Origin of the sequence: Marinomonas rhizomae (assembly GCF_024397855.1) — a bacterium.
In the GTDB taxonomy this organism is placed as follows: Bacteria; Pseudomonadota; Gammaproteobacteria; order Pseudomonadales; family Marinomonadaceae; genus Marinomonas; species Marinomonas rhizomae_A.
Window position 1 is genome coordinate 4,131,200 of sequence record NZ_CP073343.1, and the last position, 24,910, is coordinate 4,156,109.

Genomic DNA, 24,910 nt, shown 5'->3' on the forward strand with positions numbered 1-24,910 from the left:
ACCTACGCTTAACGCATTAGGCCATTTGGACCATAACCAGTCAGATTAGATTTCTTCATTAATGATTCGTATTGCTGACTCATCAAATGACTTTGAACTTGCGACATAAAGTCCATGACAACTACCACTACGATTAACATAGAAGTACCGCCAAAGTAGAATGGAACATTCCACGCAACAACAAAGAACTGAGGCATCAGAGACACTAGAGTGATGTATAAAGCACCAAACAGTGTCAAACGAGTCATTACACCATCAATATATCGAGCTGTATGATCGCCTGGACGAATACCCGGCAAGAACGCACCGGATTTTTTCAAGTTATCTGCCACATCTTTAGGGTTGAACACTAGCGCCGTATAGAAGAAGCAAAAGAAAACAATTGCTATCGCAAACAACAGCACATAAAGCGGTTGCCCAGGAGCTAGAGCCAAAGAGATATTTTGCAACCATTCCATTCCTTCACCTTGACCAAACCATTGTCCGATCGAAGCTGGGAACAAAAGGATACTTGAAGCAAATATAGGTGGGATTACACCAGCCATATTTACTTTAAGAGGCAAATGACTCTTTTGTGCAGCAAATACTTTTTTGCCTTGTTGGCGTTTTGCATAATTAACCGTAATGCGACGTTGACCACGTTCGATGAAAACAACGAATGCAATAGTCGCAATGGCAAGTATACCAATCAACAACAAAGCTAAAATATTGATATCGCCTTGACGAGCCGACTCAAATGAACGGCCTAAAGCAGAAGGCAAGCCAGCAACGATACCGGCAAAGATAAGAATGGATATACCATTACCAATACCTTTTTCAGTAACCTGCTCACCTAACCACATCAAGAAAACAGTACCAGCAACAAGTGTCACAACAGCAACAGCATAGAATTCCATGCCACTACTAAATGAGATCCCTTGACTTGCCAAGCCAACCGCCATACTGGCAGACTGAACAAGGGCAAGAAGTACAGTACCGTAACGGGTGTACTGAGTAATCTTGCGACGACCCGCTTCACCCTCTTTCTTCAACTGCTCTAGCTGCGGACTCACAACCGTCAATAACTGCATAATAATAGAGGCAGAAATATAGGGCAAAATCCCAAGCGCAAAAATACTCATGCGCTCAAGCGCGCCCCCTGAGAATACGTTAAATAAACTCAGAATAGTGCCTTCATTTTGATCAAACAACGCAGATAACCTGTCAGGATTAATACCCGGAACAGGAATGTGCGCACCGATTCGGTATACAATAATTGCTAGAAACACAAAACGAATACGAGACCAAAGCTCGCCTAAACCGTTTTGCATGCCAGCTGGTAGTGAGCCACGCTTTGCCATTTATTCCTCGACTTTTCCGCCAGCTGCTTCAATAGCGGCACGAGCACCTTTAGTCACTTTAAGACCACGAACTGTGACAGCTTTGTCGATAGAACCAGACAAAATTACACGAGCAGTCTTAATTTGATGACCTAGAATGTCGGCGCTTTTAAGAGCAGCCAAATCTACAACTTCAGCATTTACAGCAGCAAGCTCGTTTAAACGAACCTCAGCAACATACTTTGCCTGACGTGAAGTGAAACCGAATTTTGGCAGACGACGCTGCAAAGGCATTTGACCACCTTCAAAACCAGGTTTTACTGAGCCACCAGAACGAGATTTAAGACCTTTATGGCCTCGTCCGCCGGTTTTGCCCAAGCCGCTACCAATGCCGCGACCAACACGTTTAGGAGCATGCTTGCTACCTTCGCCAGGACGAAGTGTATTTAAGAACATGTTATTCCCCTACCACTTTAACCATGTAATAAACTTTATTAACCATGCCACGTACAGAAGGAGTATCTTCCAACTCACGTGTTTGGCCAACTTTACGCAAACCCAAGCCTTTAACAGTTTCACGGTGCTTTGGAAGACGACCGATCGGGCTGCGGGTTAGTTGAACTGTGATGGTATTATTCGCCATGACACATTACCCCAAAATTTGATCGACTGACTTACCGCGTTTAGCCGCGATTTGTTCAGGTGCTTTCATATCCTGCAAACCTTTGATCGTAGCGCGAACTACGTTTACTGGGTTTGTAGAACCGTAACATTTCGCCAAAACGTTGTGAACGCCAGCGATTTCTAGAACCGCACGCATTGCACCACCGGCGATGATACCGGTACCTTGAGACGCAGGCTGCATGTAAACTTTAGATGCTCCGTGATTCGCTTTAACAGGATACTGAAGAGTATCGCCATCTAGCTTAACAGAAACCATGTTACGACGAGCTTGTTCCATTGCTTTTTGAATAGCTTGAGGAACTTCACGCGCTTTACCACGACCAAAGCCAACTTTACCTTTACCATCACCAACGACTGTCAAAGCTGTGAAAGAGAAGATACGACCACCCTTTACAACTTTAGCAACGCGGTTTACTTGTACTAGCTTCTCTTGGAGGTCGCTAGTTTGTTGATCATTAACTGCCATTTGCTACCCCTTAGAACTCTAGACCGGCTTCACGTGCAGCGTCAGCAAGAACTTGGACGCGGCCATGGTATTTGAAGCCAGAACGGTCGAAAGCGACCGAAGTGACACCTGCTTCTTTAGCGCGTGTAGCAATCAAAGTACCGACTTCTTTAGCCGCTGTTTTGTTGCCTGTCGCTGAGCCACGAAGAGCTTCTTCAAGAGTAGAAGCACTAGCTAGTACTTTACTACCACAAGGAGAAATCACTTGAGCATACATATGGCGTGGTGTGCGATGTACAGTAAGACGATTCGCACCTAAGTCACGAATATGCAAACGAGCACGGCGTGCACGACGAATCCGAGATTGTTTTTTAGTGTTCATGAATGCCTACCTACTTCTTCTTAGCTTCTTTACGACGAATTACTTCGTCAGAATAGCGAACACCTTTGCCTTTATATGGCTCTGGTGGACGGAAACCGCGAACTTCTGCAGCAACTTGACCAACGGCTTGTTTATCAATGCCACGGATCACAACTTCTGTTTGAGAAGCACATTCAGCTGTTACGCCTTCAGGAAGTTCGTAATCTACTGGGTGAGAGAAACCCAGAGATAGGTTAAGTACATTGCCTTTAAGCGCAGCACGGTAACCAACACCTTGAAGAAACAATCTTTTCTCGAAACCCTGACTAACACCAACAACCATGTTGTTAATCAAAGCACGAGTTGTACCAGCTAAGGCACGGCTTTGTTTTGCACCATCGCGCGCAGCGAAGGTGATAACATTTTCTTCTTTAGACACTTGTACGCTTGTGTGAACATTAAACTCTAAAGAACCTTTGCCGCCTTTAACAACAACATTTTGTCCATTTAGGGTTAAATCTACACCACTAGGAAGCGTCACGGGACTATTAGCAACTCGAGACATACTAACTCCTAGAATACTGTGCAGATTACTTCGCCACCGATACCAGCAGCACGAGCTGCACGGTCTGTCATCACACCTTTAGAGGTAGAGATGATTGCAACACCAAGGCCAGCTTCTACTTTTGGTAGAGCACTAGTGCCTTTGTATTGACGCAAACTTGGGCGAGATGCGCGTTTGATTTGTTCGATAACTGGCTTACCTTCGTAGTATTTCAACTCGATAGTAAGCGTCGGTTTTACTGCTTCGTCTACAGAAAAGTCACCTACGTAACCTTCTTCGCGTAGAACAGCAGCAATCGATGTCTTCATTTTTGATGAAGGCATACTCACAGAGGTCTTTGCAGCCATCTGTGCATTACGAATACGTGTAAACATATCCGCAAGGGTATCTTGCATACTCATTTAAGAGCTCCTAATTTAAAAACCATTGTGCAGCAAATAGAGCTCGCGCATAGTACACAGCAGCGAGCAGAATGTCCAGTATTTAGACACTCCACTCACTGCCATGTATTATGATCGCGCTCTACTTGCTTACCAACTAGCTTTCTTCAAGCCTGGTACGTCGCCACGCATCGCTGCTTCACGCAGTTTGATACGAGACAGACCGAAGCGACGGTATACACCGTGCGGACGACCTGTAATTTGGCAACGGTTACGTTGGCGTGAAGAAGATGAATCGCGTGGAAGCGCTTGCAATTTAAGCGTCGCTTCCCACTTTTCATCGTCCGATGCATTAACGTCACTAATGATCGCCTTTAGAGCCGCACGCTTTTCAGCGAATTTAGCTACTAATTTGGTACGTTTTGCTTCGCGCTGAATCATTGATATTTTAGCCATGATTCCTACCTCTTATTTCTTGAAAGGGAAACTAAAGGCTGCTAGCAAAGCACGACCTTCTTCATCGGTACGAGCAGTCGTTGTAATGGTAATATCCATACCACGTACACGATCTACTTTATCGTAATCGATCTCAGGGAAGATGATTTGCTCTTTAACACCCATACTGTAGTTACCACGACCGTCGAAAGACTTAGGATTAAGTCCACGGAAGTCACGGATACGTGGAATAGCAACATCAACCAAACGGTCGAAGAAATCCCACATACGCTCGCCACGTAGAGTCACTTTACAACCGATCGGGTAACCGTCACGGATTTTAAAGCCTGCTACTGATTTACGAGCCTTAGTCACTACAACTTTTTGGCCGCTAAGTGCTTCAAGATCATTTACCGCATGCTCAAGAAGTTTCTTGTCTGCGATAGCTTCACCAACACCCATATTTAAAGTGATTTTAGTGATTTTAGGCACTTCCATCACATTCTTGTAGCTAAAATCTTCTGTAAGTTTTGCTACAACTTGATCTTTATAAACTTGCTTAAGTCTCGCCATGGCTATAATTCTCGCTCTTAGGCGTCGATCGCTTCACTATTTGATTTAAAAACACGCACTTTCGTACCGTCTTCGTTCAATTTAAAGCCGACGCGATCCGCTTTACCAGTAGCATCGTTATAGATTGCTACATTGGAAACCTGGATAGGTGCTTCTTGTTCAACGATACCACCAGTTGAACCCTTCATAGGGTTTGGTTTCTCGTGCTTCTTAACAGTGTTAATGCCAGAAACTAGAACTCGGTTTTCGTCTACTACCTTAACAACTTTACCGCGCTTGCCTTTGTCTTTACCAGCAATTACGATAACTTCGTCGTTACGTTTGATCTTACGCATAATGTCCCCTCTCCCTCTTACAGCACTTCTGGTGCAAGAGAAACAATTTTCATGAACTGCTCTGTACGCAATTCACGTGTTACAGGGCCAAAGATACGAGTACCAATAGGCTGTCCTGAAGCATTCAATAGAACCGCTGAGTTTACATCAAAACGGATTACTGAACCATCAGAACGACGAACACCTTTCTTAGTTCTAACGACAACTGCGTTAAGAACCTGCCCTTTTTTAACACGACCACGTGGGATCGCTTCTTTCACTGTGACCTTAATGATGTCACCGATAGCAGCATAACGACGATGTGAGCCACCCAGTACTTTAATACACTGAACACGCTTTGCGCCGCTGTTATCTGCTACATCAAGCATCGATTCTGTTTGAATCATTACTGCTCTCCAATCAAATTAGATAACAAGTCTCACGAAGGAAGGAGCAGCTTATACAGCTGCTGCTTTCTCTACAACTTGAACCAGATTCCAAGTCTTAGACTTAGAGTAAGGACGTGTTTCAACGACCTTAACTGTATCACCGATCTGGCACTCATTGTTTTCATCATGAGCGTGTAGTTTAGATGAACGACGTACAAACTTACCGTATAAAGGGTGTTTTTCTGTACGTTCAACTAGTACCGTGATGGTTTTATCCATCTTGTCGCTTACTACTTTACCAGTAGCTGTACGCGCTTTTGTTTCTGCCATCTTAGTTACCTGCCTTATCGTTTAGCACGGTTTTAACACGTGCGATATTGCGGCGAACTTGCGAGAGCAAATGAGTTTGCGCTAACTGACCAGTGGCTTTCTGCATGCGCAGAGTAAATTGCTCACGTAGCAGTTCAATCAAGGTCGCTTGTAGCTCAGCTACAGACTTTTCTTGCAGTTCTTTTGCTTTCATCTACATCACCGTACGCGTTACGAAAGTTGTGGACAGAGGAAGCTTAGCAGCAGCCAACGCGAATGCTTCGCGAGCTAACTGTTCTGAAACGCCCTCAACTTCATAAAGCATTTTTCCAGGTTGAATCTGTGCAACCCAGTATTCTACGCTACCCTTACCTTTACCCTGACGAACCTCAAGAGGTTTCTGAGTAATCGGCTTATCAGGGAACACACGAATCCAGATTTTACCGCCACGTTTGATATGACGAGTCATTGCACGACGCGCCGCTTCAATTTGACGAGCAGTAAGACGACCACGTTCAGTGGACTTCAATCCGAATTCACCAAAGCTAACTTGGTTTCCGCGAAGAGCAAGACCGCGGTTACGGCCTTTCTGCATTTTGCGGAACTTAGTACGTTTCGGTTGTAACATGACTTACCCCCTACTTAGACTTCTTCTTTTGTGCGCCTTTGTCAGCTCGCACTTGTTCAATACCGCCCAAGATTTCGCCTTTGAAGATCCACACTTTTACGCCAATGATGCCGTAAGTTGTAGCAGCTTCATAAGTAGCGTAGTCAATGTCAGCGCGTAGAGTGTGTAGAGGCACACGGCCTTCACGGTACCACTCAGCACGTGCAATTTCTGCACCGCCTAAACGACCACTTACCTGAACCTTGATACCTTTCGCGCCTGCACGCATAGCATTTTGTACTGCGCGCTTCATAGCACGACGGAACATTACGCGACGCTCAAGTTGGCTAGCAATATTTTGCGCAACCAATTTAGCATCCATTTCAGGCTTGCGAATTTCTTCGATGTTAATGTGGACAGGTACGCCCATCATTTCAGAAACTGCATTACGTAGTTTCTCAACATCTTCGCCTTTCTTACCAATCACAATACCCGGACGGGCAGTGTGAATTGTAATACGAGCTGTCTGAGCAGGGCGCTGAATCTCAATACGAGAAACAGAAGCCTGGACCAATTTTTTCTCCAGGAACGCACGAACCTGAAGATCGTTTAATAACAGCTTAGAGTAGTTTTGATTATTAGCATACCAAGTAGAAGTATGATCTTTAACTATCCCTAGGCGTATACCAGTTGGATGAACCTTCTGACCCATTGGGTTTCTCCTAATTAGTCAGCGACTTTAACTGTAATATGGCAACCGCGTTTTAGAATACGGTCAGCACGGCCTTTGGCACGTGGCATAATACGTTTCAGAGTCATTGCCTCATCAACGTAAGCCGTAGACACACGCAAGTCATCTACATCAGCACCTTCGTTATGCTCAGCGTTAGCTATAGCAGACTCTAGTACTTTCTTGACAATTACTGCCGCCTTTTTAGGACTGAACGTTAAAATGTTCAGTGCTTCGCTAACAGATTTGCCGCGGATTTGATCTACAACCAAACGGGCCTTCTGCGCTGAGAGGCGAGCACCCTTCAATGAAGCTTTTACTTCACTCATGTTAATACCCCTTATTACCGTTTGGCTTTCTTGTCCGCAGCATGACCACGATATGTACGGGTCGGAGCGAACTCACCCAATTTATGACCGACCATATCTTCAGTTACTAGAACTGGAACATGCTGGCGACCATTATGGACAGCGATAGTCAACCCTACAAAATCAGGGAAGATAGTAGAACGGCGTGACCAAGTTTTAATTGGACGACGATCATTTTTCTCTACCGCAGCCTCTACCTTTTTCAACAAATGAAGGTCGATAAAAGGACCTTTTTTTAGTGAACGTGGCACAGTCGTTTCCTCTTATTACTTAGTACGGCGACGTACAATAAGTTTATCAGTACGCTTGTTGCTGCGCGTTTTGTAACCTTTAGTAGGCACACCCCATGGTGTAACTGGGTGACGACCACCTTTGCTACGACCTTCACCACCACCATGTGGGTGATCAACTGGGTTCATCGCCGAACCGCGAACGGTAGGACGAACACCACGCCAACGCGTAGCACCAGCTTTACCAAGAACTCGTAAGCTATGCTCAGAGTTTGATACTTCACCTAAAGTAGCGCGACATTCTGTCAATACTTTACGCATTTCACCTGAACGTAGGCGAAGAGTAACGTAACGACCTTCACGAGCAACTAGCTGAGCAGAAGCACCAGCGGAACGGGCAACTTGTGCACCTTTACCTGGCTTAAGCTCGATACAGTGTACAGTACTACCAACTGGGATATTTTGCAGAGGCAAAGTATTACCCGCTTTGATAGGTGCATCTGCACCACTAAAAACGATATTGCCAGCGACCATACCTTTGGAAGCGATAATGTAACGACGCTCACCATCAGCATATCTAATCAATGCAATATTTGCAGAACGGTTTGGATCATATTCCAAACGCTCAACTACCGCAGAAATTCCATCTTTATTACGACGAAAATCAACCATACGGTAATGCTGCTTATGACCACCACCTACGTGACGCGTAGTGATGCGTCCGTTATTGTTACGTCCACCAGATTTGCTTTTTGTGTCTAGCAAAGGTGCATATGGTGCGCCTTTGTGCAAATCGTTGTTGGTAACTTTAACAACGTGACGACGGCCTGCAGACGTTGGCTTACTTTTAACAACAGCCATTGACCTATCTCCCCTTATTCAGCGACCATGAAATCAATGTCTTGGCCTTCAGCCAAACGTACATACGCTTTTTTCACGTCTTTACGTTTACCTAAACCACGAACTGTGCGTTTCGTTTTACCTTTATGGTTCAACGTGCGAACAGACTCAACTTTGACTTCAAAAAGCGCTTCGATAGCTTGTTTGATTTCAGGTTTCGTTGCATCACCAGTTACACGAAAAACATACTGACCATTGCCTTCGGCTACGATCGTTGCTTTTTCGGAAATATGTGGACCCAACAGAACTTTATAAATACGTTCGCCGATCATGCTAGTGCCTCCTCAACTTGTTTCAGAGCACCAACTGTCACCAACACTTTGTCGTAAGCAATCAAGCTAACAGGGTCGATAGACGCTGCATCACGTACATCTACGTTAGGAATGTTGCGAGCCGCTAAGAATAAATTGTCATCCAATTGATCGGAAACAATCAAAGCGTTCTCAATATTCAATTCTGCCATTTTTGCTATGAAGAGCTTAGTTTTTGGAGCTTCCAATTTAAGATCTTCTACAACAACAAGACGGTCTTGACGTACAAGCTCAGACCAGATGGTGCGCATTGCTGCACGGTACATCTTCTTGTTCACTTTCTGAGAGTGATCTTGTGGCTTAGCAGCGAAAGTAACACCACCAGAGCGCCATAGAGGGCTACGGATAGTACCTGCGCGTGCACGACCAGAACCTTTTTGTTTCCAAGGTTTGCGTCCACCACCTGCTACTTCAGAGCGTGTTTTCTGTGCACGTGAGCCTTGACGAGCGCCAGCCAAGTAAGATGTAACTACTTGGTGAACCAACGCTTCGTTGTATTCACGAGCAAAGGCTACATCAGAAACTTCTACAGTTCCTTCCGCGCCTGTTAGATTCAAGTTCATTGTCTACCCCTCTTAGCGAGCTTTAACAGCTGATTGAAGAATAACATCACCATTTACTGCACCAGGCACGGCACCTTTCACAAGGATAAGGTTACGTTCTGTGTCTACACGAACCACTTCTAGTGATTGAGTAGTTACTTGTGCAGCACCCATATGGCCAGCCATCTTCTTGCCTTTCCAAACACGACCAGGTGTTTGACATTGGCCGATAGAACCAGGTGCACGGTGAGACAACGAGTTACCATGAGTAGCGTCTTGCATACTAAAATTATGACGCTTGATGGCACCTTGAAACCCTTTACCCTTTGATTGACCAGTTACATCAACCATTTGGATAGATTCGAAATCAGCAACAGTTAGCTCATCACCAACATTGATTTCTTTTTCGTCACCTGCCAGGCGGAACTCCCACAAACCACGACCTGCTTCAACATTCGCTTTTGCATAATGACCCGCAGCAGCTTTGTTAACGCGGCTCGAACGGCGAGAACCTACAGTTACCTGAACAGCTTGGTAGCCGTCAGTTTCTGCTGTTTTCACCTGAGTAACGCGGTTCGGTTCAACCTCGATGACGGTTACTGGCACGGATACACCGTCTTCAGTGAAGATACGTGTCATTCCGGCTTTGCGTCCGACTAATTGAATAGTCATTTTTTACCTCATTTGCCAGTTGTGTATGGGGCTATCACCCGCTACGGCTGATCATTCCAGATCATTCCACTATTGTGCATATAGCCGACTGATAACCAGTCGGTTGTCGCACCCCAAACTTTGAGCTATTAACCCAAAGAGATTTGTACTTCCACGCCTGCCGCAAGATCTAGCTTCATTAGCGCATCAACTGTTTTTTCAGTTGGCTCAACGATGTCTAGAACACGTTTGTGTGTACGGATTTCATACTGATCACGCGCATCTTTATTTACGTGTGGTGAAATCAATACTGTATAACGCTCTTTGCGAGTAGGAAGTGGAATCGGTCCACGCACTTGCGCACCTGTACGTTTCGCTGTGTCCACAATTTCTTGTGTTGAAGCATCGATCAGACGATGATCAAACGCTTTCAGACGAATACGGATTTTTTGGCTTTGCATTTCCAACTCCAAATACAATGTTTTAATGACTTAACTGTACATTTATTAAGCCACAATCCTTTTTTAAGGACGGCGAATATTAGCCATTCAAAAACTGGTTGTCAAGTAACCAATTTCTGAACAAACAAAATAAACCATAAAATAAAAAGGCCACCCGATATGCGAGTGGCCTTTTCTAAATCAAAGTAAGCAGATATTACTATCTAATTACTTAAGGATTTTAGCTACAACACCAGCACCAACTGTACGACCACCTTCACGGATCGCGAAACGTAGACCTTCGTCCATCGCGATTGCATGAATTAGCTCAACAGTCATTTGAATGTTATCGCCAGGCATAACCATTTCTACGCCTTCAGGAAGAGAACAAGCACCAGTTACGTCAGTTGTACGGAAGTAGAACTGAGGACGGTAGCCTTTGAAGAATGGAGTGTGACGACCACCTTCATCTTTACCCAACACGTATACTTCTGCTTCAAACTCAGTGTGAGGAGTGATTGAACCAGGCTTAGCCAATACTTGACCACGCTGAACGTCTTCACGCTTAGTACCACGAAGAAGGATACCACAGTTCTCACCAGCACGACCTTCGTCTAGAAGCTTACGGAACATTTCTACACCAGTACAAGTTGTCTTAGTAGTATCAACGATACCAACAATTTCAACTTCTTCTTGGATGCGGATAATACCACGCTCAACACGACCAGTAACAACTGTACCACGACCTTGAATAGAGAATACGTCCTCGATAGGCATCAAGAATGCACCATCGATAGCACGCTCTGGCTCAGGGATGTACGCGTCAAGAGTTTCAACAAGTTTCTTAACAGCAGTTGTACCCATTTCGTTGTCGTCTTCGCCTTTCAACGCCATTAGCGCAGAACCTGGGATGATTGGAGTATCATCACCTGGGAAGTCGTATTCAGAAAGAAGGTCACGCAATTCCATCTCAACCAATTCTAGCATTTCAGCGTATTCTTCAGAATCCGCACCACCACAATCTTCAGCCAACAAGTCAGACTTGTTCAAGAAAACAACGATGTAAGGAACACCTACTTGGCGAGAAAGAAGGATGTGCTCACGAGTCTGAGGCATAGGGCCGTCAGTCGCACCACAAACTAGGATCGCGCCGTCCATTTGAGCAGCACCAGTGATCATGTTTTTAACATAATCGGCGTGTCCAGGACAATCTACGTGCGCGTAGTGACGAGTTGGAGAATCATACTCTACGTGAGAAGTAGAGATAGTGATACCACGCTCACGCTCTTCTGGAGCATTATCGATACCATCAAAAGCAACAGCTGTTCCGCCGAATACTTCTGCACATACGCGAGTCAATGCTGCAGTTAAAGTTGTTTTACCATGGTCAACGTGACCGATTGTGCCAACGTTAACGTGCGGTTTACTACGTTCAAATTTACTCTTTGCCATGATACATACACCTTAAGAATTAGTAAGTATGATGATTAATCTTCATTTTTGATGATCGCGTCTGCCACACTAGCCGGTGCTTCAGCGTATTTCTCAAACTCCATCGCATAACTTGCACGCCCTTGCGACAAGCTACGCACGTCAGTTGCATACCCGAACATCTCCCCGAGAGGAACTTCAGCACGAATAATTTTACCTGACGGGGAATCGTCCATCCCCTGAACAACACCACGACGACGATTCAGGTCACCCATCACATCACCCATGTATTCTTCAGGAGTTACAACTTCCACTTTCATTACAGGTTCAAGAACGCAAGGATCAGCATCAGCTGCTCCTTTTCTTAGCCCCTGAGAAGCTGCAATTTTAAAGGCCATTTCATTAGAGTCAACATCATGGAATGAACCATCGAACAATACAACCTTGATACCCAGTAATGGATAACCAGCGATCACACCATTCTTCATTTGCTCTGAAACACCCTTTTCTACTGCAGGGATGTATTCTTTAGGAATAGCACCACCAACAATCTCGTTAACAAACTCAAGCCCATCTTTATCAGTTGGGATTAACTTCATTACGACGTGACCGTATTGACCACGACCACCGGATTGACGCACAAATTTGTGATTAACCACCACTTCTTTGCGAATTTTCTCCCGATAGGAAACCTGAGGCTTACCAATGTTTGCCTCCACCTTAAACTCACGACGCATACGGTCGACAAGAATATCAAGGTGCAGTTCACCCATACCGGAAATAATTGTTTGACCCGTTTCTTCGTGTGTCTCCACTCGAAAAGAAGGATCTTCTTGCGCTAATTTACCTAGCGCAACAGCCATCTTATCTTGGTCAGCTTGAGACTTTGGCTCAACAGCGACGGATATAACAGGCTCAGGAAACTCCATACGCTCAAGTACAACAACATCCTTCATATCGCAAAGCGTATCACCCGTAGTTACGTATTTCATACCTACGACAGCAGCAATATCACCCGCCAACACTTCTTTAATCTCTTCTCGATTATTCGCATGCATTTGCACCATTCGACCAATACGTTCACGCTTCTGCTTAACAGAATTATAAACCGCATCACCAGAGCGCAACACACCAGAATAAACGCGAATAAATGTTAATGTACCTACAAATGGGTCTGTTGCAATCTTAAATGCCAATGACGAAAATGGATCTTCATCATTAGCAACACGAGTAACAACCGTTTCACCATCCTCAAGCGTACCCTCAATCGCTTTTACTTCAAGCGGTGAAGGCAAATATTCAACAACAGCATCCAAAACAGCCTGAACGCCTTTATTTTTAAAGGCAGAGCCACATGTCACCAAGACAATCTCATTGGATAATGTACGAGCTCGCAGGCCGCTCTTTATTTCCTCAATGGTTAGCTCACCTTCTTCAAGGTACTTTTCCATCAATACATCATTCGCTTCAGCAGCCGCCTCAACCATGTGCTCACGCCACTTTTGCGCTTCATCAAGCAAATCATCAGGAATCTCTTCTAAAGAGAAACTCATCCCATGATCTTCTTCACTCCACACAATTGTTTTCATCAAAACCAAGTCGATGACACCTCTGAAATCTTCTTCAGCGCCAACATTGATTTGAATAGGAACCGCATTTGCTCCAAGACGATTTTCTAACTGTCGAACAACCGAAAAGAAATCTGCACCTGTACGATCCATCTTATTGACGAACACCATACGAGGAACTTCATACTTATTCGCTTGACGCCAAACCGTCTCGGTTTGAGGCTGCACACCTGAAGAACCACAAAGCACAACAACAGCACCATCTAACACACGCAAAGAACGCTCTACTTCGATAGTAAAATCTACGTGTCCAGGTGTGTCTATAATATTGACACGGTGCTCTTCAAACTGCTTATTCATTCCACTCCAGAAGCATGTTGTAGCCGCTGAAGTTATCGTGATACCACGCTCTTGCTCTTGCTCCATCCAATCCATTGTTGCTGCACCATCGTGCACTTCACCAATTTTATGGGACAGACCAGTATAAAAAAGAACGCGTTCAGTTGTCGTCGTTTTACCTGCATCAACATGCGCACAAATACCGATATTACGGTAGCGGTTGATAGGTGTTTTACGTGCCACTGTGTATCCTTCTCCGGATGATTAGAAACGGTAGTGAGAGAATGCTTTGTTAGCTTCTGCCATGCGATGAACGTCTTCACGTTTCTTAACAGCAGAACCTTTGTTTTCAGCAGCATCTAAAATTTCGCCAGCTAGACGCAAAGCCATGGATTTTTCACCACGCTTACGAGAAGCATCAACCAACCAACGCATAGATAAAGCTGCGCGGCGAGCTGGACGAACTTCTACAGGAACTTGGTAAGTCGCACCACCAACACGGCGAGATTTAACCTCAACCATTGGCTGGATAGATTCCAATGCTTTTTCGAAGATAGCCATTGGCTCTTCAGTTTTAGCGCGAGCTGCTACAGTATTTAGCGCATTGTAAACGATGCTTTCTGCAACAGACTTTTTACCGCTAACCATTACATGGTTGATAAATTTAGCGAGAATCTGGCTTCCGTGTTTAGGATCCGGAAGGATTTCACGCTTAGCGACGACGCGTCTTCTAGGCATATCTATATCCTCTTCAGGTTCGCCCGAGACAATTCAATTATTGCTCGGCCTTACTGTATTAAAAAATTATGTCTAAACGATGAATTAAGCTTATTTAGCTTATTTCTTAGGACGTTTAGTACCGTATTTAGAACGGCCTTGCTTACGATTTTGTACGCCTGAAGTATCCAAGCTACCACGTACTGTGTGGTAACGAACACCTGGAAGATCTTTTACACGACCGCCACGAATCAGCACTACGCTGTGTTCTTGCAGGTTGTGACCTTCACCGCCGATGTAGGAAGTAACTTCGAAGCCGTTAGTCAAGCGAACACGACATACTTTACGCAAAGCCGAGTTAGGCTTTTTAGGTGTAGTAGTATATACGCGAGTGCAGACACCGCGGCGTTGCGGACAAGCTTGTAACGCAGGAACGTCACTCTTTGCCACTTTACGTTTACGTGGTTTACGAACCAACTGGTTAACGGTTGCCATTAGACAAGCTCCACAAATCCAATTCTTATGACGGAAATCGCCAAAATTAAGGAGGCGCAAGTTTAATTTGCGCCTATAAAACAGTCAATAGGGAGGCGACTAAAAAATCACCTCCCTTACGATTTAACAGCAAATAACTAGTCTTTCAGTGCTGCACTCAATGCTTCTTCCACATCTGATGCACTTACTGTCGAACTTCCTTCCTTCGCTGCTAGCGCAAGCTCTTTCTTTCTCTTGCGCTCATTGTGGTAAGCCAAACCTGTACCAGCTGGTATCAAGCGACCTACTACAACGTTTTCTTTCAAGCCACGTAAGTGATCTTTCTTACCAGTTACCGCACCTTCCGTAAGAACTCGAGTTGTTTCTTGGAAAGATGCTGCTGATATAAAGGACTCAGTAGCCAAAGAAGCTTTAGTGATACCTAGAAGCACACGCTCAAACTTGGCTGGGAACTTATTCTCAGCTTCTGCTTTTTCGTTTGCATCTAACAGATGAGTAAACTCAACCTGATCACCTTGGATAAGATCCGTATCTCCAGACTCACCAACCTCTACTTTACGCAACATTTGGTTAACGATAACTTCAATATGCTTATCGTTAATTACTACGCCTTGTAAACGGTAAACTTCTTGCACTTCATTCGTGATGTAATCGGCCAAAGCCTCTACACCTTGAAGACGCAAAATATCATGAGGGCTCAAAGGACCGTCGGCAATAATCTCACCTTTAGCCACTTCCTCACCATCAAAGATGTTGATTTGACGCCATTTAGGAATCAAAGTCTCGACTGGGTCATCACCATTTTGAGGTGTGATAACCAAACGAATTTTACCTTTTGTTTCTTTACCGAAGCTAACCACACCGCTCGTTTCCGCCATAACAGCTGGATCTTTCGGACGACGCGCTTCGAATAGATCTGCCACTCGTGGCAAACCACCGGTAATATCTTTGTTACCGATAGATTCTTGAGGAATACGTGCAAGAACCTCACCTGATTTCACTGTTGCGCCATGATCTAAGCTCAACAATGCTTTTTCAGGAAGCATGTACTGTACTGGTGATTCAGTACCAGGAATCAATACAGGATTACCCTCTGCATCAACAACGGCAATCATCGGACGTATGTCTTTACCAGCCGCAGGACGGTCACGCATTTCCATCACTTCAATCGTAGTCAAGCCCGTCATTTCGTCAGATTGACGACGAATAGTAACGTTCTCTTCCATACCGCTGAATTCAAGACGACCTTCCATCTCAGATACGATTGGGTGTGTATGTGGATCCCAGTTAGCAACGATTTGACCCGCAGTAACTTGATCACCTTCACGAACACTCAATACCGCACCGTAAGGAAGCTTATAACGCTCTTTCTCACGACCAGCTTCATCAGCAATTGCCAATTCAGAAGAACGAGATGCAACGACTAGATGACCTGTGTGGCGCTCGATACTCTTCATTTTATTGAAACGTACCGTACCCGCACTCTTCACCTGAACACTATCAATCGCAGACGCTCGAGATGCCGCACCACCGATGTGGAACGTACGCATCGTCAACTGTGTACCTGGCTCACCGATAGACTGTGCTGCAACAACACCAATCGCTTCACCGATGTTAACCTGATGACCACGAGCAAGATCACGACCGTAACACTTAGCACATACACCATGACGCGTATTACATGTGATAACGGAACGAATGATCATTTCATCCACACCAGCCGCTTCAATAGTACGAACATCATGCTCGTCAATCAAAGTACCAGCTGCAAGAACGAAATCGCCTTTGCCGTCAATAACGTCTTGAGCTACTACACGACCCAATACGCGATGACCTAACGGCACGACCACATCACCACCTTCAATCATGGCTGCAACGGAAATACCGTTTGTAGAACCACAATCTACTTCAGTGATAACCAAATCCTGCGCTACATCTACTAGACGACGAGTCAAGTAACCAGAGTTGGCTGTTTTCAATGCTGTATCAGCTAGACCCTTACGAGCACCGTGTGTAGAGGTAAAGTACTGAAGTACTGATAAACCTTCACGGAAGTTCGCAGTGATTGGTGTTTCGATGATGGATCCATCTGGCTTCGCCATCAGACCACGCATACCACCTAGCTGACGCATCTGCGCAACACTACCACGGGCGCCAGAGTCGGCCATCATATATACAGAGTTGAAAGATTGTTGTTCAACCGTTTCACCTGCTTTGTTGACAGTCATCTCTTTTGCCAAGTTTTTCATCATGGCTTCAGTTACAGTTTCGTTAGTACGAGACCATAAATCGATTACTTTATTATACTTCTCGCCTTGAGTTACAAGACCATCTGCATATTGGTATTCGATTTCTTTAACTTCCGCCTCTGCTTTAGCAATGATCTCTGCCTTCTCTGGCGGGATAACAAAGTCATCAACACCAACAGAAGAGCCAGACGCTGTTGCGTAAGCAAAACCTGTGTACATTAATTGGTCTGCAAAGATACAGCTCTCTTTCAAGCCCACTTTACGGTAACACTCGTTGATCAAGTTAGAGATCGCCTTTTTCTTCATGGTTTGGTTAACCACGGAGAACGGTAGGCCATCAGGAACGATATCAAACAACAAAGCACGACCAACCGTTGTATCTGCAATGAAAGTAGACGGCACTTTGTCGCCTTCAAGCGTTGTATCAACTTGGCTGATACGTACTTTTACTTTGGCATGCAATTCAACTTGTTTCGCACCATATGCACGGTGTACTTCTTTGATGTCAGAAAACGCCATGCCTTCACCCTTGGCATTGATTTTCTCTCGAGTCATATAGTACAGACCCAATACAACGTCCTGGGAAGGAACGATGATCGGCTCGCCGTTTGCTGGTGATAGGATGTTGTTCGTAGACATCATCAAAGCACGAGCTTCTAGCTGCGCTTCGATAGTCAACGGAACGTGAACCGCCATTTGGTCACCATCGAAATCGGCGTTGTATGCCGCACACACTAATGGGTGCAACTGAATCGCTTTACCTTCGATCAACATTGGTTCAAACGCTTGGATACCCAAACGGTGAAGTGTTGGCGCACGGTTCAACATCACTGGATGTTCACGGATAACCTCATCAAGGATATCCCACACTTCAGGCGTTTCACGCTCAACCATTTTCTTCGCTGCTTTGATCGTCGTCGCCATGCCACGAAGCTCAAGCTTAGAGAAAATGAATGGCTTGAATAACTCAAGTGCCATTTTCTTAGGTAGACCACACTGATGTAGTCGCAGTGATGGACCTACTGTGATTACAGAACGACCAGAATAGTCAACACGCTTACCTAGCAAGTTCTGACGGAAACGACCTTGCTTACCTTTGATCATGTCAGCCAAAGATTTCAATGGACGCTTGTTAGAACCAGTAATAGCGCGACCACGACGACCGTTATCAAGCAAAGCATCAACAGATTCTTGCAACATACGCTTTTCGTTACGTACGATAATATCTGGTGCTGAAAGCTCTAACAGGCGCTTTAGACGGTTGTTACGGTTAATCACACGACGATAAAGGTCGTTCAAATCAGACGTCGCAAAACGGCCACCCTCAAGTGGTACCAATGGACGAAGATCTGGCGGAAGAACAGGCAATACATCTAGCACCATCCACTCTGGGTTGTTACCAGAATGATAGAATGCTTCAACTAGCTTAAGACGCTTAGAAAGCTTCTTAATGCGAGTTTCAGAATTTGTGCTGTTTAGCTCTTCACGCATGCTGTTAATTTCTACAGGCATATCCAAATCGCGAAGCAACATTTGAACCGCTTCCGCACCCATACGGGCATCAAATTCGTCACCGAATTCTTCTAGCGCTTCAAAATACTGTTCGTCATTTAGCAACTGGCCTTTTTCAAGCGTCGTCATACCTGGATCAATCACGATGAAAGATTCAAAATACAAAACACGCTCAATATCACGCAACGTCATATCCATGATAAGACCGATACGTGACGGTAGAGATTTCAAGAACCAAATATGAGCAACAGGCGATGCAAGCTCAATGTGACCCATGCGTTCACGACGCACTTTAGACAGAGCCACTTCAACGCCACACTTCTCACAGATAACACCGCGGTGTTTCAAACGCTTATATTTACCACACAAGCATTCGTAGTCCTTAATAGGACCAAAGATTTTTGCACAGAACAAACCGTCACGTTCTGGTTTGAAAGTACGGTAGTTGATGGTCTCTGGCTTCTTAACTTCACCGTAAGACCATGAACGAATCATATCTGGTGACGCCAAGCCAATGCGGATCGCATCAAACTCGTCAGATTGTCCCTGTGATTTTAGAAGACCTAATAAGTCTTTCATGGATATTCGCCCCACTCGTAAGGCCGGGGAGTCTTGCTCCCCAGCAGGTCAAATGTGATTCGTGCTTATTCGTTTTCTAGCTCGATATCGATACCAAGAGAACGAATCTCTTTCACCAACACGTTGAAGGACTCAGGCATGCCAGGTTCCATACGGTGGTCACCGTCTACGATGTTTTTATACATCTTAGTACGGCCATTTACGTCATCGGACTTAACAGTCAACATCTCTTGAAGCGTGTAAGCAGCACCATATGCTTCTAGTGCCCATACTTCCATCTCCCCGAAACGCTGACCACCGAACTGAGCTTTACCACCCAGCGGCTGCTGAGTAACCAAGCTGTAAGAACCGGTAGAACGTGCGTGCATTTTGTCGTCAACCAAGTGATTCAACTTAAGCATATACATGTAACCAACCGTTACAGGACGTTCAAAAGCATCACCAGTACGGCCGTTAAATAATTTAACCTGACCACTTTCGTTGATTCCAGCTAAGCGCAACATACGCTTGATCTCAGCTTCTTTTGCACCATCAAAGGCGCCAGACGCCATTGGAACACCGCCCGTTAGGTTGGAGGCCAAGGTTAAAATTTCTTCGTCTGTAAAGCTGTCTAGATCTTCCGTACGAGCACAACGCAAGTCGCCTTCGTAGCCATTGTAGATTTCATCGAGGAAGCTACGCAGTTCTGCAACCGCCTCTGCTTTCTCACGCTCCACAACAAGCATTTCGTTGATCTTACGACCCAAGCCTTTAGATGCCGCACCTAAGTGAGTCTCCAAAACCTGACCAACGTTCATACGCGAAGGAACACCTAGCGGGTTCAATACGATATCAACTGGATCACCGTTTTCATCATACGGCATGTCTTCAACTGGCATAATTTTCGAAATTACACCCTTGTTACCATGACGACCGGCCATTTTATCACCTGGCTGGATACGGCGTTTGATGGCAACATAAACTTTAACGATCTTAAGAACGCCAGGCGCTAGATCATCACCTGTTTGTAATTTGCGTTTCTTATCTTCAAATTTCGCATCAAGCTCTTTACGGCGCTCAATCAAAGCGGCTTGTGCTTTTTCAAGCTGCTCACTCGCTTCTTCATTAGCAACACGAATTTTAAACCACTCAGGGTGATCAAGATTCGCCAAGTACTCTTCCGTAATAATCGCATTGCGAGCCAAGCTAGGACCGCCTTCCGCTTGCTGGCCGATTAGGGCTTCAGCTAGACGCTCAAACGTTGCTTTCTCGACAATACGGAACTCTTCGTTCAAGTCTTTACGAACTTGATCAAGCTGCGATTTTTCAATGAACTTAGCACGGTCATCTTTTTCAATGCCATCACGAGTGAAAACTTGCACGTCGATAACTGTACCGCGCGTACCCGTCTTAACACGTTGCGACGTATCTTTTACGTCAGACGCTTTTTCACCGAAGATAGCTCGCAAAAGTTTCTCTTCAGGCGTTAGCTGTGTTTCACCCTTAGGCGTCACTTTACCAACTAGAATATCGCCTGGCTCAACTTCTGCACCGATGTATACGATACCGGATTGATCCAACTTAGAAAGCGCACCTTCACCCACGTTAGGGATATCGGCAGTAATTTCTTCAGGCCCAAGCTTAGTATCACGTGCAACACACGTTAATTCTTGAATGTGGATAGAAGTAAATCGATCTTCTTCTACAACACGCTCAGATACTAGGATCGAGTCTTCGAAGTTGAAACCATTCCAAGGCATGAAAGCAATACGCATGTTTTGACCAAGCGCCAAATCACCCATATCAACAGAAGGACCATCGGCCATAATATCGCCAGAAGCAACCTTCTCACCCTTCATTACCAAAGTACGCTGATTAATACATGTGTTCTGGTTAGAACGTACGTATTTAGTCAGGTTGTAGATATCTACACCCGCTTCACCAGCAATTGTTTCTTCTGAGTTCACACGTACAACGATACGGCTCGCATCAACAGACTCAATCACACCGCCGCGATTAGCAACGATACAAACACCAGAGTCTTTTGCTACATTTTTTTCCATACCAGTACCAACTACAGGCTTATCAGCCTTAAGTGTCGGTACGGCTTGACGCTGCATGTTCGATCCCATCAATGCACGGTTAGCATCATCGTGCTCTAGGAACGGGATCAAAGATGCCGCAACAGAAACAACCTGACGAGGTGACACGTCCATTAGGTTTACTTTTTCTTTTGGAATCAAAGTCGTTTCGTGCATATGACGCACCTGAACCAACTCATCAACCAAACGGCCTTCCGCATCAACATTCGCAGACGCTTGGGCAATAACGTATTTCGCTTCATCGATCGCAGAGATATAAACTGTTTCATCAGTCATCTTGCCATCAATAATCTTACGGTATGGCGTTTCTAAGAAGCCGTAGCTGTTAGTACGCGCATAAGTAGATAGCGAGTTGATCAAACCAATGTTTGGACCTTCAGGTGTTTCGATAGGACAAACACGGCCATAGTGAGTAGCGTGTACGTCACGTACTTCAAAGCCTGCGCGTTCACGCGTAAGACCACCAGGCCCTAACGCTGAAACACGACGCTTATGCGTTACTTCAGATAGCGGGTTGTTTTGGTCCATAAACTGAGACAACTGGCTTGAACCGAAGAACTCTTTAATAGCAGCAGCAACTGGCTTCGCATTCAAAAGATCTTGCGGCATAAGGCCATCAGCTTCCGCCATTGACAAACGCTCTTTCACTGCACGCTCAACACGAACAAGACCAACACGGAATTGGTTCTCGGCCATTTCGCCAACAGAACGAACTCGACGGTTACCCAAGTGATCGATATCATCAACCATGCCGTTACCGTTACGGATATCAAGCAAGGTTTTAAGAACAGCAACAATGTCGTCGTTATCAAGAACGCCAGCACCCGTATCTTCTTCACGACCCAAGCGGCGGTTGAACTTCATTCGACCAACGCCAGACAAGTCATAACGATCTTCAGAGAAGAACAATCCTTGGAATAAGCCTTCAGCAGATTCTTTGGTTGGCGGCTCGCCAGGACGCATCATGCGATAGATTTCAACTAGAGCTTCTAACTGATTACTAGTTGGGTCAATACGAAGCGTGTCAGAAATAAATGGACCATTGTCCAAATCGTTCGTATAAAGCGTTTCAACTTCAGTAATACCAGAAGAAACTAAGGCTTCCAGCAAATCAACAGACAACTCAGTGTTTGCTTCCGCAATCAACTCACCCGTTGAAGGATGAACTAAGTTTTTCGCTGTTACCTTGCCAAGCATGTACTCAAGCGGCACAGATAGGCGCTCAAGACCTGATTTTTCCATCACGCGGATGTGCTTAGCAGTAATACGACGACCTTCTTCTACGATCAGTTCGCCGTTAGCATCAGCAATATTAAACAGTGCAGTCTCGCCACGTAAGCGATTTGCAATTAGATCCATTTCAAAACCATCACGCTTCAAATAGAAACGCGTAGATTCAAAGAAAGTATCTAGGATTTGCTCTGTTCCGTAACCCAAGGCGCGCAACAAAATCGTTGCCGGCAACTTACGACGACGGTCAATACGAACAAATACGCAATCTTTTGGATCAAACTCGAAGTCCAACCATGAACCGCGGTAAGGAATAATACGAGCAGAATGTAGTAACTTGCCTGAAGAGTGTGTCTTACCACGATCGTGGTCGAAGAACACACCAGGAGAACGATGCAATTGAGATACAATAACACGCTCAGTCCCGTTAATTACAAAGGTACCATTGTCTGTCATAAGCGGAATTTCGCCCATGTAGACTTCTTGCTCGCGAATGTCTTTGATTGCCTTGTTGGACGACTCTTTATCATAAATAATTAGTCGTACACGAACACGTAAAGGTGCCGCGTAAGTAACACCACGCAACTGACACTCTTTAACATCAAAAACTGGCTTGCCTAAACGGTAATCGACGTATTCTAGCGCCGCATTGCCGGAAAAGCTGACCATTGGAAAGACAGATTTAAAGGCCCCATGCAGACCTAATTCCCCACGCTCTGCAAGGCTTTTACCTTCTTGCAGAAAATTACGGTAGGATTCAAGCTGAATTGCCAGCAAGTATGGCACATCCAAAACGGGCGGCAGTTTACCGAAATCCTTACGGATACGTTTTTTCTCAGTGTATGAGTAAGCCATCAGCATTCCCCAGCTTGTGCACATTGACGCAAAAGGCCCAAATCAGGCCTTACCATTTATGGGAGCATTATCTCCCACGTGAAAATTCTTCTAAGTTTTATTTGAGTTTTAGAAACCCAAAAAGGCCGGCGACAATAATGTCACCAGCCATTTCGACTATTGGTCGAAATCTGGAAATGCAAGTATCATTACTTGATTTCGACAGATGCACCAGCTTCTTCAAGCTCTTTCTTAAGTGCGTCAGCGTCTTCTTTAGAAGCGCCTTCTTTAACAGTCATTGGAGCGCCGTCAACGATAGCTTTAGCTTCTTTCAAGCCTAGACCAGTTGCTGCACGAACTGCTTTAATTACGTTAACTTTCTTATCGCCTGCAGCAGTAAGAACAACGTCAAATTCAGTTTGAGCTTCAGCAGCAGGACCAGCTTCAGCAGCAGGACCAGCAGCAGCTACAGCTGCAGTTACACCGAATTTTTCTTCCATTGCAGAAATTAGTTCAACAACGTCCATCACAGACATTTCTGCTACTGCATTGATGATATCTTCTTTAGTTAGAGCCATGACTCAGATTCCTAGCATTCTTTATAATCACCCAAGGGTGATAAAACAAAATATTTATCAAGAAACGATACGATAATTCGTATTACGCCGCTTCTTGCTCTTTTTGATCGCGAATCGCTGCAAGAGTACGTGCAAGCTTGCTTGTTGCGCCCTGCATAACACTCATCAGTTTCGCAATAGCTTCGTCGTATGTAGGCAATGTTGCCAAACGATCAATGTCGCCAGCTGGGATCAACTCACCGTTGAACGCCAACGCCTTAACTTCAAGTTTATCATTCGCTTTCGCAAAAGCTTTCAACAAACGAGCAGCCGCACCTGGGTGTTCGTTTGAAAAAGCAATTAACGTAGGACCAACAAAGCTCTCAGCTAGACATTCGAAGTCAGTACCTTCAACTGCACGGCGAGCCAAAGTGTTACGTACTACACGTACATAAACACCTGCTTCGCGCGCTTCTTTACGTAGTGCAGTCATGCTGCTCACGGTAACACCGCGAGAATCAGCAACAACCGCAGACAACGCAGTTTTGGCAACTTCGCTAACTTCGGCGACAATGGCTTTTTTGTCTTCTAGACCTAATGCCACTGGTTTTCTCCTGGATTAGCAGAGGTAAATTACCTCTTATTTTTACCAACTCTTCGATTTCTCGAAGTACTTGCTGGTGAGTTAGATCCAAGTATATCTGAATCGGGCCACACCATCTGCGCAGGACAAACATTTTTCAACGTTGTTATTAAACCGTTAGG

Annotated in this window: 30 protein-coding genes; all 30 read right to left on the bottom strand. The window is 45.1% G+C overall.

The window, feature by feature from the left end; all coding sequences use genetic code 11:
• Positions 1-8: 8 nt before the first annotated feature.
• The 30 genes from secY to rplJ all read right to left on the bottom strand — a co-directional run bounded on the left by secY (position 9) and on the right by rplJ (position 24,749).
• A complete protein-coding gene (secY, locus tag KDW99_RS19345; protein WP_255827124.1) occupies positions 9-1,340 on the bottom strand; it encodes a preprotein translocase subunit SecY in 1,332 nt (443 codons plus the stop codon).
• Positions 1,341-1,775: a 50S ribosomal protein L15 gene (gene rplO, locus KDW99_RS19350; protein WP_133004491.1), complete on the bottom strand. Its 435-nt coding sequence runs from the start codon at positions 1,773-1,775 to the stop codon at positions 1,341-1,343. It abuts the gene before it with no gap.
• A gap of 1 nt (position 1,776) precedes the next feature.
• Positions 1,777-1,962 carry a 50S ribosomal protein L30 gene (gene rpmD, locus KDW99_RS19355; protein WP_012071918.1) on the bottom strand — a complete coding sequence of 62 codons (186 nt, stop codon included), beginning with the start codon at positions 1,960-1,962 and terminating at the stop codon, positions 1,777-1,779.
• A gap of 6 nt (positions 1,963-1,968) precedes the next feature.
• Positions 1,969-2,469: a 30S ribosomal protein S5 gene (gene rpsE / locus KDW99_RS19360; RefSeq protein WP_113918292.1), complete on the bottom strand. Its 501-nt coding sequence runs from the start codon at positions 2,467-2,469 to the stop codon at positions 1,969-1,971.
• A 10-nt stretch (positions 2,470-2,479) separates the two neighbouring features.
• Positions 2,480-2,830, bottom strand: a complete 351-nt coding sequence (rplR, locus tag KDW99_RS19365; protein WP_255827125.1) for a 50S ribosomal protein L18 — start codon at positions 2,828-2,830, stop codon at positions 2,480-2,482.
• 10 nt (positions 2,831-2,840) lie between these two features.
• Positions 2,841-3,374: a 50S ribosomal protein L6 gene (rplF, locus tag KDW99_RS19370; RefSeq protein WP_113918290.1), complete on the bottom strand. Its 534-nt coding sequence runs from the start codon at positions 3,372-3,374 to the stop codon at positions 2,841-2,843.
• Positions 3,375-3,382: 8 nt separating this feature from the next.
• Positions 3,383-3,775 carry a 30S ribosomal protein S8 gene (gene rpsH / locus KDW99_RS19375; protein ID WP_255827126.1) on the bottom strand — a complete coding sequence of 131 codons (393 nt, stop codon included), beginning with the start codon at positions 3,773-3,775 and terminating at the stop codon, positions 3,383-3,385.
• 129 nt (positions 3,776-3,904) lie between these two features.
• Complete coding sequence (gene rpsN / locus KDW99_RS19380) at positions 3,905-4,210, bottom strand: 30S ribosomal protein S14 (RefSeq protein WP_110577373.1); 306 nt, start codon at positions 4,208-4,210, stop codon at positions 3,905-3,907.
• Between the two features lie 12 nt (positions 4,211-4,222).
• The gene (gene rplE / locus KDW99_RS19385; RefSeq protein WP_255827127.1) at positions 4,223-4,762 is read right to left on the bottom strand and encodes a 50S ribosomal protein L5; all 540 of its coding nucleotides are present in this window, start codon (positions 4,760-4,762) and stop codon (positions 4,223-4,225) included.
• A gap of 17 nt (positions 4,763-4,779) precedes the next feature.
• Entirely contained in the window at positions 4,780-5,097 is a 318-nt protein-coding gene (rplX, locus tag KDW99_RS19390) for a 50S ribosomal protein L24 (RefSeq protein WP_255827128.1), read from the bottom strand.
• Positions 5,098-5,114: 17 nt separating this feature from the next.
• Positions 5,115-5,483, bottom strand: coding sequence for a 50S ribosomal protein L14 (gene rplN / locus KDW99_RS19395; RefSeq protein ID WP_067020125.1), 369 nt, complete (start codon positions 5,481-5,483; stop codon positions 5,115-5,117).
• Positions 5,484-5,534: 51 nt separating this feature from the next.
• A complete protein-coding gene (gene rpsQ, locus KDW99_RS19400; protein WP_067020128.1) occupies positions 5,535-5,795 on the bottom strand; it encodes a 30S ribosomal protein S17 in 261 nt (86 codons plus the stop codon).
• Between the two features lies 1 nt (position 5,796).
• Positions 5,797-5,988, bottom strand: a complete 192-nt coding sequence (gene rpmC, locus KDW99_RS19405) for a 50S ribosomal protein L29 (RefSeq protein WP_110577370.1) — start codon at positions 5,986-5,988, stop codon at positions 5,797-5,799.
• Positions 5,989-6,402, bottom strand: coding sequence for a 50S ribosomal protein L16 (rplP, locus tag KDW99_RS19410; RefSeq protein ID WP_110577369.1), 414 nt, complete (start codon positions 6,400-6,402; stop codon positions 5,989-5,991).
• 10 nt (positions 6,403-6,412) lie between these two features.
• Positions 6,413-7,093, bottom strand: a complete 681-nt coding sequence (gene rpsC / locus KDW99_RS19415) for a 30S ribosomal protein S3 (protein WP_012071930.1) — start codon at positions 7,091-7,093, stop codon at positions 6,413-6,415.
• Positions 7,094-7,107: 14 nt separating this feature from the next.
• Complete coding sequence (rplV, locus tag KDW99_RS19420) at positions 7,108-7,440, bottom strand: 50S ribosomal protein L22 (protein ID WP_012071931.1); 333 nt, start codon at positions 7,438-7,440, stop codon at positions 7,108-7,110.
• Positions 7,441-7,454: 14 nt separating this feature from the next.
• Complete coding sequence (gene rpsS / locus KDW99_RS19425; RefSeq protein ID WP_012071932.1) at positions 7,455-7,730, bottom strand: 30S ribosomal protein S19; 276 nt, start codon at positions 7,728-7,730, stop codon at positions 7,455-7,457.
• 15 nt (positions 7,731-7,745) lie between these two features.
• Positions 7,746-8,570 carry a 50S ribosomal protein L2 gene (rplB, locus tag KDW99_RS19430; RefSeq protein WP_255827129.1) on the bottom strand — a complete coding sequence of 275 codons (825 nt, stop codon included), beginning with the start codon at positions 8,568-8,570 and terminating at the stop codon, positions 7,746-7,748.
• 14 nt (positions 8,571-8,584) lie between these two features.
• The gene (gene rplW / locus KDW99_RS19435; protein ID WP_012071934.1) at positions 8,585-8,881 is read right to left on the bottom strand and encodes a 50S ribosomal protein L23; all 297 of its coding nucleotides are present in this window, start codon (positions 8,879-8,881) and stop codon (positions 8,585-8,587) included.
• Positions 8,878-9,483 carry a 50S ribosomal protein L4 gene (gene rplD, locus KDW99_RS19440; RefSeq protein ID WP_113918284.1) on the bottom strand — a complete coding sequence of 202 codons (606 nt, stop codon included), beginning with the start codon at positions 9,481-9,483 and terminating at the stop codon, positions 8,878-8,880. The genes rplW and rplD overlap by 4 nt, the downstream gene beginning before the upstream one ends.
• A 12-nt stretch (positions 9,484-9,495) precedes the next feature.
• Positions 9,496-10,134: a 50S ribosomal protein L3 gene (gene rplC / locus KDW99_RS19445; protein ID WP_114412703.1), complete on the bottom strand. Its 639-nt coding sequence runs from the start codon at positions 10,132-10,134 to the stop codon at positions 9,496-9,498.
• A 128-nt stretch (positions 10,135-10,262) separates the two neighbouring features.
• The gene (gene rpsJ / locus KDW99_RS19450; RefSeq protein WP_012071937.1) at positions 10,263-10,574 is read right to left on the bottom strand and encodes a 30S ribosomal protein S10; all 312 of its coding nucleotides are present in this window, start codon (positions 10,572-10,574) and stop codon (positions 10,263-10,265) included.
• 207 nt (positions 10,575-10,781) lie between these two features.
• A complete protein-coding gene (tuf, locus tag KDW99_RS19455) occupies positions 10,782-12,005 on the bottom strand; it encodes an elongation factor Tu (protein WP_255827130.1) in 1,224 nt (407 codons plus the stop codon).
• Positions 12,006-12,040: 35 nt separating this feature from the next.
• Complete coding sequence (gene fusA, locus KDW99_RS19460; protein WP_255827131.1) at positions 12,041-14,134, bottom strand: elongation factor G; 2,094 nt, start codon at positions 14,132-14,134, stop codon at positions 12,041-12,043.
• A 21-nt stretch (positions 14,135-14,155) separates the two neighbouring features.
• Positions 14,156-14,629, bottom strand: coding sequence for a 30S ribosomal protein S7 (gene rpsG / locus KDW99_RS19465; RefSeq protein ID WP_012071940.1), 474 nt, complete (start codon positions 14,627-14,629; stop codon positions 14,156-14,158).
• Positions 14,630-14,728: 99 nt separating this feature from the next.
• Positions 14,729-15,103, bottom strand: a complete 375-nt coding sequence (rpsL, locus tag KDW99_RS19470) for a 30S ribosomal protein S12 (RefSeq protein WP_012071941.1) — start codon at positions 15,101-15,103, stop codon at positions 14,729-14,731.
• Between the two features lie 137 nt (positions 15,104-15,240).
• Entirely contained in the window at positions 15,241-19,443 is a 4,203-nt protein-coding gene (gene rpoC, locus KDW99_RS19475; RefSeq protein ID WP_255827132.1) for a DNA-directed RNA polymerase subunit beta', read from the bottom strand.
• Positions 19,444-19,508: 65 nt separating this feature from the next.
• The gene (rpoB, locus tag KDW99_RS19480; protein ID WP_255827133.1) at positions 19,509-23,609 is read right to left on the bottom strand and encodes a DNA-directed RNA polymerase subunit beta; all 4,101 of its coding nucleotides are present in this window, start codon (positions 23,607-23,609) and stop codon (positions 19,509-19,511) included.
• A 188-nt stretch (positions 23,610-23,797) separates the two neighbouring features.
• Complete coding sequence (gene rplL, locus KDW99_RS19485) at positions 23,798-24,166, bottom strand: 50S ribosomal protein L7/L12 (protein ID WP_255827134.1); 369 nt, start codon at positions 24,164-24,166, stop codon at positions 23,798-23,800.
• 82 nt (positions 24,167-24,248) lie between these two features.
• The gene (gene rplJ, locus KDW99_RS19490) at positions 24,249-24,749 is read right to left on the bottom strand and encodes a 50S ribosomal protein L10 (protein ID WP_255827135.1); all 501 of its coding nucleotides are present in this window, start codon (positions 24,747-24,749) and stop codon (positions 24,249-24,251) included.
• Positions 24,750-24,910 lie beyond the last annotated feature (161 nt).